General features: G+C 63.4%; 13 protein-coding genes. 10 read left to right on the top strand and 3 right to left on the bottom strand.

Going from position 1 to position 12,322, the window contains the following annotated elements; genetic code table 11:
- Positions 1-150 precede the first annotated feature (150 nt).
- The 6 genes from WKV53_RS23215 (at position 151) to WKV53_RS23190 (ending at position 5,205) form a co-directional block, all read left to right on the top strand.
- Positions 151-765 carry a hypothetical protein gene (locus tag WKV53_RS23215; protein ID WP_341407208.1) on the top strand — a complete coding sequence of 205 codons (615 nt, stop codon included), beginning with the start codon at positions 151-153 and terminating at the stop codon, positions 763-765.
- A complete protein-coding gene (locus WKV53_RS23210) occupies positions 762-1,784 on the top strand; it encodes a hypothetical protein (RefSeq protein WP_341407207.1) in 1,023 nt (340 codons plus the stop codon). The genes WKV53_RS23215 and WKV53_RS23210 overlap by 4 nt, the downstream gene beginning before the upstream one ends.
- A 36-nt stretch (positions 1,785-1,820) precedes the next feature.
- The gene (locus tag WKV53_RS23205; RefSeq protein ID WP_341407206.1) at positions 1,821-2,690 is read left to right on the top strand and encodes an alpha/beta hydrolase; all 870 of its coding nucleotides are present in this window, start codon (positions 1,821-1,823) and stop codon (positions 2,688-2,690) included.
- A gap of 28 nt (positions 2,691-2,718) precedes the next feature.
- Positions 2,719-3,186, top strand: a complete 468-nt coding sequence (locus WKV53_RS23200) for a hypothetical protein (RefSeq protein ID WP_341407205.1) — start codon at positions 2,719-2,721, stop codon at positions 3,184-3,186.
- Positions 3,187-3,258: 72 nt separating this feature from the next.
- Positions 3,259-4,230 carry a KpsF/GutQ family sugar-phosphate isomerase gene (locus WKV53_RS23195; protein ID WP_341407204.1) on the top strand — a complete coding sequence of 324 codons (972 nt, stop codon included), beginning with the start codon at positions 3,259-3,261 and terminating at the stop codon, positions 4,228-4,230.
- 54 nt (positions 4,231-4,284) lie between these two features.
- On the top strand, positions 4,285-5,205 hold the full coding sequence (locus WKV53_RS23190) for a hypothetical protein (protein ID WP_341407203.1): 921 nt from the start codon (positions 4,285-4,287) through the stop codon (positions 5,203-5,205).
- Between the two features lie 4 nt (positions 5,206-5,209).
- Here the strand turns inward: WKV53_RS23190 and WKV53_RS23185 are convergent, their stop codons facing one another.
- Positions 5,210-6,466: a rhomboid family intramembrane serine protease gene (locus tag WKV53_RS23185; RefSeq protein ID WP_341407202.1), complete on the bottom strand. Its 1,257-nt coding sequence runs from the start codon at positions 6,464-6,466 to the stop codon at positions 5,210-5,212.
- A gap of 113 nt (positions 6,467-6,579) precedes the next feature.
- Complete coding sequence (gene secG / locus WKV53_RS23180; RefSeq protein ID WP_341407201.1) at positions 6,580-7,125, bottom strand: preprotein translocase subunit SecG; 546 nt, start codon at positions 7,123-7,125, stop codon at positions 6,580-6,582.
- A gap of 150 nt (positions 7,126-7,275) precedes the next feature.
- Between secG and ruvA the strand changes: the two genes are divergently transcribed.
- From ruvA to WKV53_RS23165, 3 genes are read left to right on the top strand one after another with little or no spacing between them, the layout of a single operon-like run.
- Complete coding sequence (gene ruvA / locus WKV53_RS23175) at positions 7,276-7,869, top strand: Holliday junction branch migration protein RuvA (RefSeq protein WP_341407200.1); 594 nt, start codon at positions 7,276-7,278, stop codon at positions 7,867-7,869.
- A complete protein-coding gene (locus tag WKV53_RS23170) occupies positions 7,866-9,146 on the top strand; it encodes a hypothetical protein (protein WP_341407199.1) in 1,281 nt (426 codons plus the stop codon). Before ruvA ends, WKV53_RS23170 begins: the two co-directional genes overlap by 4 nt.
- A 3-nt stretch (positions 9,147-9,149) precedes the next feature.
- Positions 9,150-9,635, top strand: coding sequence for a hypothetical protein (locus WKV53_RS23165; protein WP_341407198.1), 486 nt, complete (start codon positions 9,150-9,152; stop codon positions 9,633-9,635).
- A gap of 2 nt (positions 9,636-9,637) precedes the next feature.
- Here the strand turns inward: WKV53_RS23165 and WKV53_RS23160 are convergent, their stop codons facing one another.
- Positions 9,638-10,372, bottom strand: a complete 735-nt coding sequence (locus WKV53_RS23160; protein WP_341407197.1) for a zinc metalloprotease — start codon at positions 10,370-10,372, stop codon at positions 9,638-9,640.
- 326 nt (positions 10,373-10,698) lie between these two features.
- Here WKV53_RS23160 and WKV53_RS23155 point away from each other — a divergent pair, with 326 nt between their 5' ends.
- Positions 10,699-12,285, top strand: coding sequence for an autotransporter-associated beta strand repeat-containing protein (locus WKV53_RS23155; RefSeq protein ID WP_341407196.1), 1,587 nt, complete (start codon positions 10,699-10,701; stop codon positions 12,283-12,285).
- The last annotated feature ends 37 nt before the right edge of the window (positions 12,286-12,322 follow it).

Raw genomic sequence — 12,322 nt, 5'->3', positions numbered from 1 at the left:
TTTTCTGCGGAAAAAAGCGCCAATCGCTTCTTACAGCGTCAGCAACGCCACCGGGACATGCTCGGCATCCGCCGTTTCCAACCCGGTTTTTTAAATCGCATCCGCGCTACATGCGGGGCATGGGTAGAGTATACCCGCGGGCCCGCCATCATGTCCCATTCCCTCAGCCTCGCCAATTCCCCCGAACGCCTGCTGGCGGGCGGCGGGGAGAACGCGCTGGCTGGGCAGGACGCCGACCGCATGCGCCGGTTCTCCGAATACTGGCAGCAGTCCCAGCGCTCCGTCCGCGCCTACCTCGCCAGCTTCGTCCCCGATGGCAGCCTACTGGATGACTGCGTGCAGGAAGTCGCTCTCGTCGCTTGGAAAAAGGGTCCGCTCGATGAAGGCGACCAAGCCTTCCTCCATCACGCCCTCGCCTGCGCCCGGCACGTCGGCATGGCCGCGCGCCGGAAATTCCACGGCAGCCGCCTGCAACTCCTCGCGCCAGATGTCGCCCAGTCCTTGGCCGACGCCGTGGCCGCCCAAGAGCGACCCGCCTCCACCGAACCCACCGACCGGGTGGAAGCGCTGCGGAGCTGCATCGGCAAGCTCAGCCCCGACCAGCAGGAGCTGATCCGGATGCGCTACTCCGATGATAATCCCGCCGCGCTTTCCGACGAGGCCAAGCGCGCCGGAAAAAACCTCCTGACCCTCTACAAACGCCTCGAGCGGCTCCGCTCCCTGCTCCGCGAGTGTGTCACCCGGCAGCTTTCCCCGTCGGCATGAGCGAATTGCCCGCCCATCCTTCCGAGGCCGACGACGAGGTCGCCGAGCTTTTCGCCAGATTCATCGACCAGCGCCTGGACGAGGCCGGCCACCAGCGTCTGGAGGAATTGCTCCGTCAGGATCCCACCGCTCGCGACCGCTGCGCCCAACGCTTGCTCTTCGAATCCGATCTCAAGGACGCCGTCCAACCAAGCGAGCTGGAATGGTCGGAAACCCGCCGCGTGGTCCTCGCCCGCCGCGATGGCCGGCCGGCGATGGAAATCCAGCGCAGCCAGGAACTCCGCGTCGGCCCCCGCGCCCGACTGGAAGGCACCGCCCGGAAAAAGCGCCGCCTGCTCGCCATCACCGGCGGCGTTACCGCCTTGGTCCTCGGAATCGCGGCCACGATTTTCGTCCCGCGGCTTCTCAAGCCCCATGGCCTCCCCGTCCTGAAGAATCCCGGCTTTGAAACCACCGACCTCTCGCTGAACCCCACCGGCAGCACCAATGCCCTCATCGATTGGCAGGACTACTTCACCTCCGGGGACGTGGATCTCTGCGACATCGCCCGGGTGACCCAAGGGCGGATCTTCGCCAAGTCCGGCAAGAACGTCGCCCGGCTGAAGAAGGCTGCCTATCTCACCCAGCGCTTGGGGGATGAGAACAACAAGCCGGTCACCGCCCAACCCGGTGCCCGCTACGTCCTCACCGGCTGGGCCTACGTCGAAGGCACCGCCGTTCCCCTCCTTCGCACCGCCCTCCGCGTGGTAGCCAGCAGCCGTCCCGCCATGATTCAGTACGAAGCCGTTCACCAGCAGCTCGAACTGGCTCCCAAACCCGGCTGGCAGCAATTCCGCATCGAATTCGATCTCGGCGATAACCTCGAGCGCACACCCAGCGACGTAACCGTCGAGCACCGTCCTGTCCTCGACCTCACCGGCCGGGAAATGACCCTTTCCCTCGACTCGCGTGGCAGCCAAGGCTCGGTCTTCTATCTGGATGATCTTTCGCTGCAGGTGAACCCTCAGCCGAAGCAGTGAAGGAACACCCCCGAAGCGAGCGAAATGGGTTTCTCGATGAACGCGATCCGCCCCTTTTTCGCCGCACTTCTGCTGCTGACGGCAGCCAAGGCCGAGACTGCACCAGAACGTGTCGTCTACAAGACCATCGGCACCCGCGAGCTGACCCTTGAAGTGGATCGCCCAGCGGCTTGGACCGCCGCGGACAAGCGCCCGGCCATCGTCTTCTTCTTCGGCGGCGGCTGGACAAGCGGCAAGCCGGAGCAGTTCCAACCCCAAGCCGAACACTTCGCAAAACGCGGACTCGTTTGCTTCCGCGCCGACTACCGCGTGAAATCGCGCGACGGCGTGTTGCCCAGCGCCTGTGTCGAGGATGCGCTTGATGCCATGCGCTGGGTCCGCAGCCACGCCGCCGAATGGAGCATCGATCCCGGCAAGATCATCGCCGCGGGCGGATCCGCCGGTGGCCACCTCGCCGCCTGCACCTTTCTCGTAAACGGCGGCGACGCAGCGGTATCACCAAAGCCGAATGCCCTGCTCCTCTACAACCCGGTGGTCGACCTAACAGAACTCGGGAGCACCAGCGACAATGGCCTGACACGGGGACTCGAAGAAGCCGAAGCCCGCCGCATCTCCCCCGCTCTTCTCGACATCAAAACCCTGCCTCCCACCCTCGTGATGGTCGGCACCAAGGACCGCTTCCACCCGCAGATCCGCTCCTTCGTCGACAAGTCCGTCGCCGCCGGAGCCAAGGTGGAAATCTTCGAAGCAGAAGGCCAGCCGCACGGCTTCTTCAACAAAGCCCCGTGGCAGGAAAAGACCACAGCCCAGGCGGATGCCTTCCTTGTCCGCCTCGGCTACTTGGAAAAGCCATCGGAACCTTCGGCTGCCCGGCCGGATGAAAGTCCCTCCGGCAAACGCGACTAGTGAAGCCGGTCTCCCATTATCCTGTAGCATGAATTCTCAATTAATCGCTCTTCTGCCGCAGTTAGTACCGCTGGCAGCTCAATGGGCCGCAAAACAGGAGCTCCGCATCCTCCAGGATGGTGTTCCTCTCTCCTCGGTTTCCTTGGCCGACGCCCGCCTCATTGGCGTTGAGTTCCCGGAAAGGATCCGCTTGCTGAAGATCGATGCGATCCCGGTTCCAGAGGATCCAATCCTCGCGCAAGCAGCAGCGGTAGCAGAACTCCTTACTCCGGCGACCGCAGGGCTCACGATCAGGCATGGCATCTTCATTCGAAGTGATTGCTGGAATGACCGCCGGCTTATCGCCCATGAATGTGCTCACACTGCCCAATATGAGCGGATGGGCGGAATTGAGCAGTTCCTCGCTCAATATCTCAGAGAGTGTATCGAGATCGGATATCCGGCAGCACCGATGGAGCAGGAAGCCGTCGAGGCAGAGAACTTGATCGGAGAGTAGCACTTCCTGCTCGGCTGGGTTCTGCGGAATTCCTCATTCCCATCCCCCGCCCCCACCGTCCATCCTCCGCCCATGGACGTTCTGGCGAAGGCACGGCAAGTCATCGAGATCGAGACCGAAGCGCTGCAAGGAATGGCGGCGCGGCTCGACGGCGGCTTCACCCGCGCCGTGGAAATCCTCAAGGACACCCTCGACCGCCGCGGCAAGATCGTCGTCGTCGGCATCGGGAAGTCCGGCAACATCGGCCACAAGATCGCCGCCACCCTGAACTCCACCGGCGCCACCGCCGTGGTCCTGAATTCCCAGAACGCCCTCCACGGTGATCTCGGCATCCTCTCCGATGGCGATGCCGTGCTGATGCTCTCCTACTCCGGCGAAACCTCCGAGCTGCTCGACCTGTTGCCGCACGTGAAGCGCTTCGATGTCCAGGTCATCGCCCTCACCGGCAAGCCCAGCTCCACCCTCGCCGATCACAGCCACGTCACGCTCGATACCTCCGTCGACCGCGAGGCCTGCCCGCTGAATCTCGCACCGACCTCCTCCTCCACCGCCATGCTGGTCATGGGCGACGCGCTCGCGATGGTCCTGCTGGAAGCCCGCGGCTTCACCGAGGAACAATTCGCCCGCTTCCACCCCGGCGGCGCCCTCGGCCGGGCACTGCTCACGAAAGTCTCCGATATCATGCGCGCCGGCGACCAACTCGCCCAGGTCCTCGAAGGCGCCACCGTCCGCGAAGCCCTTGTCGCCATGACCAAGGCCCGCTCCGGTGCCTGCGTCGTCACCGCCGCCGACGGCAAGCTGGGAGGCATTTTCACTCACGGCGACTTCGCCCGCTGCTATCAAACCGACCCCCACGTCGGCGATCGCCCGGTGGCGGAATTCATGACCCGCAGGCCGATCAGCGTTTCCGCCGATTCGCTGGCGGTAGAGGCGGTACAGACCATCGGCTCGCACCGCGTGGACGATGTGGTGGTCCTTGATGCCGAAGGCCGCGCGGTCGGGCTCGTCGACACCCAAGACCTCGCCCGCCTCAAGATCGTTTGAACACCTCTTCGCTCTTGATTCCTTAAGTTTCCCGAAGTAATCAGGTCCGCGCGCATGGCGAGGACCCCCAAGAAGAAGATCCGGCTCGGCTCCACGACGGGAAATGCCCGTCGCAAGCGCCGCCAGTCTTTTTCGGAAGTCTTGTCCCGCGCGAATGCCCGCGCCCACGAGCGGATCAACCGCCGCCTGAACCAGCGCGAGCTCAAGCACGTGCGCGCCGCGATCGCAGGCACCGCGGTCCTCGGCTACGAGGATCCTCCCACGGGGATCCTGACACGCCTGATCCGCTGGACCCTTGGCCTGCTCCTGCTGCCGCTGTGCTGGATCAGTACGTGGACCTTCTTCCAGCAGTTCAGCGATGCGGCCCAGACCCGCTTGTTCTGGGAAATGCCCGCCTTCTGGTACTTCGCCACCGGCGTGCTGCTCATGACCGGCTGGTTCTTCTCCGGCCTGCTCCGGTCGTTCTTCCTCTACCTCTACGTGCTCGGCCACGAGCTCACCCACATCCTCTCCATTTGGGCCTTCCAAGGCCGCGTCAGCGACTGGGGCGTGAGCCTCGACGGCGGCTACGTGACCACCGACAAGTCGAACATCTTCATCGCCCTCTCGCCGTACTTCGTGCCGCTCTGGGCAGCGCTCGGCGTGATCGTTCACCTGCTGTTAGGCCTGGCCTTCGACCTGCCGCCGGTAACGGACAAGATCCTCTTCGGCTGGGTCGGCTTCTTCTGGGCCTTCCACCTCTTGTGGACACTCTGGATGATTCCCCGCGACCAACCGGACCTGCGGGAGAACGGCACCTTCCTCTCGCTGGTCATCATCTACTTCGCCAACCAGCTCGTGCTCGCGGCCCTGCTGTGCGCGGCGGCCAAGCCGATGGGCTTCACCGAGTACGGCCAGGAGTGGGTGGCCAATGCAGCTCGCACCATGGAAGGCGCGCTACAGGTGATGAGGCAGATCCGCTACGGCTCTTTCTAACGAGCTAACCTAACATCTTCACGCACGCCAGCAGCGCGGAAGCGACCAGCAAGCCAAGCGCTGCCCCGCCCAGGACTAGGTCTGGCGAAGTAGTCCCCGGCCGGTGCGTCGACGACGACCTTGGAAACACCACCGCGGCGTAAACCATCCCCGCGATCAGACCGCCGGCGTGGCAGGCATTGTCGATGAAGTGGCGGAACACATAGCCAAGCACACCCGTCATCACGATGCCCGCGAGCAGACGCTTGCGGGCACTCTCCGGCACCAACCGCCGGTGCATCGACTCGAACACCAGCAGGAACCCGAGCAGCCCCATCAGCCCGCCTGAAATACCGACCGATTTCATCGCTAGGAAGCGCGCCGACGCCTCGCCGCCGATCCACATCGAGAGCAGCAGCACCATCACCATGTGCGGCCAGCGGGCGAAGCACTCGACCCGCTTGCCGAGGTAGACCATGGCCGAGGCATTCATCAGCCAGTGCAGCCAATGCCCGTGAAGGAAGGGCGCGGTAAGCAACCGCCACCACTCCGTCACCACGCCATCGTGCTTCGTCAGGCCCGCCTTCGCGATCGTGATCCCAAAGGTGTCGAACGAACCGAAGCTCAGCACATAGTTCCACACTCCGAGCAAGGCCCTGGCTCCCTCCAATCCATGCCGGGCGTTGTAAAATTGGAGTTCGGCAAGGAACTGGACAATCCCCACCACTGCCATCAGCCAAAACACCAGCCGGGTGACCGGCGCTTTCTGAATCGCTAGCCAGGTCTCGAAACGCAGCACCTGCGCGTCCGCCGCCATCTCACCGGCCGCCCAGCGCTTGGCTCGCTTCAGGCGCTTGTGCCCCTGATACCACGGGAGAAATCCGAGGATGAAAAAGAGGATCAGCGCTAGGCCCACCGACCCGCTGGCCAGAATCCGGCCGGTCGTGAAAAAGCTCCACAGCACCATCACGGCGAAAAATCCGCCGAACATCGTCATCTGCCGCTTCCCTTCCTCGATCTCCCAGCGCGCCCAGCGGATGCGGGACTCGCGGAGAGCGGAATGAAGCTCGGGGATTTCCTCCGGCAGCACGTAGCCGCGCGCCTCCGGCGTCCACACCAGATCGACCCGCGCTCCGGCATCCTCGACGATGGCCCGGGCAAGCTCCTCGAAGCCATCCACCTGCATGCGCCGGCCCTTGCGATCCACCCAACCCCAACCGGGACCGGCTTCCGGGAAGGCGTCTTCGCGCGCCCAGACGGGAAGCTCGGCATCAGGGGTCATGCTGGGGCGAATCAAGCGCGGTCCGTGCCGGTGGCCAAGGCGAAATCCCCGCCAAAAAAGAAGGCGCGGGGCTCTTCCGCCACGCGCCTTGCTTGAAAAAGGTGATCTGCCGCTTACTGCCCGGGAGGCTTCTCCTCGGCGGGCTTCGTTTCCTCGGGCTTGGTCTCCTCGGCCGGCGTGCTTTCCGGCTTCGACTCGGCTTCAGGCTTGGTTTCCTCAGCCGGAGTAGGGACAGGCGCCGGGGTCGGCGTCTCGGTCGGCACCTGCACCGGCGGCGTCACGGCCTCCGGCGTGATTGGCTTCTCTTCCTTCGCCGCTTCCTCGGCGATCGAGGCGGGCTTTTCCTCCACCTTTGCTGGCGGCGTCGGCACGGCAGCCTGCAAGCTCAGCTGGCTGGCGTTGCGCTTTCCGATGAGAACGGCCAGCGCGAGCGTGATCACGAAGAACAGCGTGGAAAGATAGACCGTGGCCTTCTGCAGCACGTTGGTCGTGCGGGCGCCGAAAAGCTGGTCAGTCGTGTTCGAGCCGAACGCGGCTCCGAGGCCCTCGTTCTTCGGACGCTGCATCAGGATGATCATGCTCATCAGCAGGCAGACGATGACAAAAACGAACAGCAGCAGGTTGATGCTGATGCCGAGCAGGGTGCCGAGAACGGTCATGGGGCGCGCACTATAGGGGCGACCTCCCCCGTGTAAAGCCGGGTTTTTCACGGGAAAATCAGGGGAAAAACGGCCCGTTTTCTCCTCCGGAAAGCATGACTGAACTTCGCCCTTGGCAGTTTGCAAACCCGCTCCAAGCTCCACCCCACAATGATTGCACGGCTGCGCGGCAAGGTGCTGGAGGCCTATCCCAACCGTCTGGTGGTGGACGTGAGCGGCGTGGGCTATGAGGTCCACGTGCCGCTCTCGACCTTTGACCGGCTCCATCCCTCGGAGGGTTCTCCCGTGGATTTGCGGACCCACCTCCACATCCGCGAGACCGCCCACACCCTCTACGGCTTCGCCACCGAGGAGGAGCGGGACCTGTTCCTGCTGCTTATCGACCGCGTCAGCGGCATCGGCCCGGCCATCGCCATGGCCATCCTCAGCGGCATGCCCGCCGGTCGATTCAAGGCCTGCGTGGCCAATGGCGACACCGCCGAGCTTTCCAAAATCAAGGGCCTCGGGAAAAAGACTGCCGAGCGTATCGTGCTGGAACTCAAGGACAAGGTCGGCGTTGCCGATACCTGGCAGGAAGTCGCCAACGGCCAGATGGCCCCGGCCACCGCCGATGCCGAATTGGCGCTGATGGCGCTCGGCTACAAGCAGGTCGAGTCGCGCAAGGCGATCCGCCAGATGCTCGACGCACTTCCGGGTGCCTCGGTCGAAGAATTGGTCCGCGGAGCACTGCGGTCGCTGCAATGAGCCTCACCCTCGATCAAATCCGGGCCGCACTGCCGGAAGGCGGGCTTTTCGAAGGAAACTGGCAGTACTCGCCGGAGCCGCTGAAGCTTACCAAGGCAGAGGGCCGTTTCCTCCGGTCCCTTGGCCATCCGCTGGCCCAGTTCCAACGCGCCTGCGACGACCTCTACCGCCGCAGCGCCACGGGAAAGATGCCCCGCTGGATCTCCGAAGTGCTCGATACCGGCAAGCCAGCCTGGATGGCCGACCTCCAGCGCCAAGCCAGCTTCCGCGACGCCATGCCGCGGGTCATCCGCCCGGACCTGATCCTGATGGAGGACGGCAAGTTTTCCCTGACCGAGCTCGACTCCGTCCCGGGCGGGCTCGGCATCACCGCCTGGCTTTCCCGGACCTATGCCGATGCGGGCTTCAAGGTGCTCGGCGGGCGCGATGGCATGCTGGTCGGCTTTTCCTCGGTGCTGCCGAAAGATGGCACCATCCTGATCGCCGAAGAGGCCGCCGATTACCGCCGTGAACTTGAATGGCTCGCCCGCGAAACCGGCGGTGGCCGCACGGTCGAGTCCGCCGAGGAATACCAGCCGGACGGCCGCGCCCTCTACCGCTTCTTCGAGTGGTTCGATTGGGAATCCGTTCCCGAGGCGCGCCATCTCGCGGAACAATCCGCTCTCGGCGAAATCCAGCTCACCCCACCCTGCAAGCCGCACCTGGAGGACAAGCTCTGGCTCGCCCTGCTCTGGACACCTGCCTTGAAGCCAGTCTGGGAAAAGGCACTCCGCGGCAGCCACCTGTCGCGAGTCAGGGACATCGTCCCCCACGGCTGGGTGGTCGATCCCGCTCCCCTTCCACCCCAAGCCGCGCTTCCCGTGCTCGGCGTGAACTCATGGGACGAAGTCGCCTCCTTCAGCCAGAAGCAGCGCCGCCTCGTTCTCAAGATCAGCGGTTTCCACGAGACCGCCTGGGGCTCGCGCGGCGTCCACGTCGGCCACGACATCTCGCAGGCCGATTGGACCGAACGTATCAAGATCGCCACGGACGACTTCGACCAGCAGCCATGGATCATGCAGTCCTTCAGCGAAGGCCGCCTGATCGAGCACCCGGTCTTCCGCGAAGACGGCAGCGTCTATCAGATGAAAGGTCGCGTCCGCCTCTGCCCCTACTACTTCACCGACGACCAAGGCCGCACCTCCCTCGCCGGCGCACTCGCCACCCTCGCCCCCGCGGACAAGAAGAAGATCCACGGCATGCGCGATGCCGTGCTGCTGCCGTGCGTGGTTGAATAGTTCATGACGGCTCGGAAAATTTTCGTTCGTCTCATCGCCATCATCGGCTTGGCATGCCTGTTCGCCTTGGCCTTCCAGATCCTGGAGAGCCGAGAATCGAAAACCCGGCGCTATTTCTCCGACAAAGAGCGAGTCTCGGAGATGACCGCTCTTTTCCACCGGCTCGAATCGGCAACGCCATCCGAACTCGGCCTGATCAAATTGGAAGAGAAGCTCGGCTTCCCCCAGTCATGGAAACTTCCTCGCTCCATGGTGCCAGCGAACCTTCAGAGCTTCAGGAAAGGTGAAGATCTGCCGTTCGTGGGCATCGGCAATGTCCTCGTGCACTTCGGCCCGGACGGCAAACTGATGGCGATTGAGTGTTTCTCCTCTCGCAACGGTTGCTTCATCCACCGCGATCCATCGATGACTCTTCCGCGGAACTTCGATTCGAAAATCCCGATCCGGACCGTCCCACCATGCATCACGGCGTGGTCCGAAGAAATCTGACCTCAATCGATCCCCATGTCCTTCCGCATCGCCATCACCATCTTCACATGGCGCACGTCGTTCTCCTTGCTCGACTCGTTGTCGAAATTGAGCCCGTAGGGCCAGAAGTGCATGCGGTCGGCATGAAGCACCGCGTCCTTGCCATCAAATTCACGAAGCTGCTCCAGCGCATGCTTCCCCGTCCACAGGCCCTCCTTGATGTTCGACTGCCAGTTCGGATGCGTGCCAATTCCGAGCGTGTGGCCGATCTCATGCAGCGCGACCCGGGTGCTGATGGTGCCGCCCCAATTGATCCACCCGTTGTAGTTCGCATCCGCCGTCGGCGTGCCGGGACTATTGTTCGCCGTGAGCTGTTTCTTGAAGCTGCCAATCTTGTTGTAGAGCGCGACCGCCGCGTCCATCGAATCCACGATCCGCTTCTTCCGGTCCTCCGGCCATTTCTCACTTCCGCCGGAAAGCTGGTACTTCAGGTCGTTCCGCACCTTCTCTTCCTTTGCCGCCGGAGCTTCCGCAGCCAGCTTCTGCTTCACGAACTCCTGATCGGCAGCACTCAGAAACCTCAAGCGCACGGATAGCTCCCCGCCGTCCTTCTTGCGAAGCACCACCGCTTCCGAATTCGCGCGCAGATACTCACCCTCGATCGGCCGCCCATCATTCGAAACCCACGTGCGGGTTTCTCCGGCGGTCGCGACGAACACGGCGGAAGCGGCCAAAAGGACGAGCGGGAAGGTCTTCATGCGAGGCGGTCGATTCTCCGGCAAAACCGGCCTCCCGCCATGATGTTTCGGCCGTTCCGGCGGATTCACACCGGTCGTGCGGAATTGGCAGCGCCCGCTGGGAAAGCCGCCCATTCATCTCCCACCCCTACCCACCTGCGTAGTTCGGACCGGCATGAACGATTTTGTGTCAACTCGGTTCGCCCCGCGACACTCCTTCATGCATTGCCCCTAAAAAGGCATGCTTAGACCAAAAAGAGTGAAAATTGCACCACTCGATTTTGGGAAATCCACCAGACCCCAACAGAACCCACAAGAACCCCGTGAGAACCCAAATCCACTTCCCTTTGAGCACTCGTCGTGCCCTGCTCCTGACTGCTGCGGCCCTTCCCTTCCCCGTTTGGGGCGATCTGACATGGAACGCCGCCGGCCCCACCAACAACTGGGGCACCGAAGTCGGCAATACCAACTGGCTGCCCGGCAACGTCACCTGGAGCCAGAATGAGAACGCCATTTTCAACGGCACTCCCGAAACGGTGACCGTCACCACGGCCACCACCTTCAACGACATGACCTTCGGTGCCGGTGGCTTCACCATCGCCGGCGGTGCCGGATCCTTCAATCTGGCGAATGATCTGGCGAGCACCATCACGGTGACGAATGCCGCGGACACCGCCACCATCGCCGAGACCATCGCCAACAACACCGGCGGTCTCAGCTCGCTTACCAAAGCCGGGGCCGGCACCCTGTTCCTGAGCGGTGCCAATACCTACACCGGCCAGACCCTGGTCACCGCAGGCACGCTGAAACTCGGCAACGGCGCCGCGACCGGCGCGGGCGGAGCAGCGGCGGAAACCATCGTTTCCAGCGGCGCCACCGTCGACCTGAACAGCCAGGCCGTCACCACCACCGAGATCTTCCGGATCGCGGGTACCGGCGTCGGCAATGGCGGCGCGATGATCAATACCGGCGCGGACCAGCTCAACTCCATCAATCGCCTGGAACTCACCGCCGACGCCACGATCGGCGGCGCCGGGCGCTTCGATATCCGCCCCGGCACCACGCCGACGCTGGATCTGGCGGGCAACACCCTGACCAAGATCGACGGTAACCAAGTCTCCTTGGTCGGCGCCCAAGTCACCAACGGCAACATCGTGATCAATGGTGGTATCTTCAGCATCGAGACGACCACCGCCGTCGGCGGCACCGGAACCATCACCATCAACAACGGCGGATCACTCGGTGTGTGGGGAAACGTCAGCCCGAACGTCACGCGCCCGATCGTGGCGAATGCCGGATCCCAGTTCTACAACCTCAACAATGCATCGTCCATCGATAGCAATATTACGCTTAATGGCATGGTCACCTTCCTGGGTGGTGCGAACCAGACCTACCTCGGCGTCATCTCCGGAACCGGAAACATCAACAAGACCGGAACCCTCCTGACTCTGGGCGGCGCGAACACTTTCACCGGTGCGACAATCGCCACCGGTGGCACCCTGGCGCTCGACTACTCGACGAGTGACACCAGCAAGCTCTCCGACACGGGCGCGCTGATCCTCAACAACACCACCCTTCAAATGACCGGCTCTTCGGGATCCCATGTGGAACTCGTCGGCCCCGTCACCATCAACGGTGTCTCGAACATCACACCCAACGGATCCGAATCTCGCCACGATCGCCCTCGGCAACTACGTGACGAACGGCTTGCTGAACGTCCAATATCCCGACTTGGCGACGACGACGAAACCGAACAACGCTCAAGGCTACCTCCCCCACACCTTGTTCCAAGGTGCCGGATTCGCCGCCAACGACGGCACCGGGAAAATCGTCGAGGCGTCCGGCGTCACCTACGTCGATGTCACCAATCTGTCCTCGGGCACGAAAGTCATCCCCTCGGCCACCGGATCCATCGTCCGCACCATCGAGGGTGACGGCACCGCCGGCAATATCCTGCTGAGCGACCCCACC

Origin of the sequence: Luteolibacter sp. Y139, from assembly GCF_038066715.1 — a bacterium.
GTDB lineage: Bacteria > Verrucomicrobiota > Verrucomicrobiia > Verrucomicrobiales > Akkermansiaceae > Haloferula > Haloferula soli.
The sequence above is the reverse complement of the archived record's forward strand: the minus strand, read 5'-3'. Positions and strand labels throughout refer to the sequence as shown.

Coding starts and splice junctions, on each gene's coding strand:
- WKV53_RS23215 (WP_341407208.1), top strand. CDS start 151: ATGTCCCATTCCCTCAGCCTCGCCAATTCCCCCGAACGCCTGCTGGCG.
- WKV53_RS23210 (WP_341407207.1), top strand. CDS start 762: ATGAGCGAATTGCCCGCCCATCCTTCCGAGGCCGACGACGAGGTCGCC.
- WKV53_RS23205 (WP_341407206.1), top strand. CDS start 1,821: ATGAACGCGATCCGCCCCTTTTTCGCCGCACTTCTGCTGCTGACGGCA.
- WKV53_RS23200 (WP_341407205.1), top strand. CDS start 2,719: ATGAATTCTCAATTAATCGCTCTTCTGCCGCAGTTAGTACCGCTGGCA.
- WKV53_RS23195 (WP_341407204.1), top strand. CDS start 3,259: ATGGACGTTCTGGCGAAGGCACGGCAAGTCATCGAGATCGAGACCGAA.
- WKV53_RS23190 (WP_341407203.1), top strand. CDS start 4,285: ATGGCGAGGACCCCCAAGAAGAAGATCCGGCTCGGCTCCACGACGGGA.
- WKV53_RS23185 (WP_341407202.1), bottom strand. CDS start 6,466: ATGACCCCTGATGCCGAGCTTCCCGTCTGGGCGCGCGAAGACGCCTTC.
- secG (WP_341407201.1), bottom strand. CDS start 7,125: ATGACCGTTCTCGGCACCCTGCTCGGCATCAGCATCAACCTGCTGCTG.
- ruvA (WP_341407200.1), top strand. CDS start 7,276: ATGATTGCACGGCTGCGCGGCAAGGTGCTGGAGGCCTATCCCAACCGT.
- WKV53_RS23170 (WP_341407199.1), top strand. CDS start 7,866: ATGAGCCTCACCCTCGATCAAATCCGGGCCGCACTGCCGGAAGGCGGG.
- WKV53_RS23165 (WP_341407198.1), top strand. CDS start 9,150: ATGACGGCTCGGAAAATTTTCGTTCGTCTCATCGCCATCATCGGCTTG.
- WKV53_RS23160 (WP_341407197.1), bottom strand. CDS start 10,372: ATGAAGACCTTCCCGCTCGTCCTTTTGGCCGCTTCCGCCGTGTTCGTC.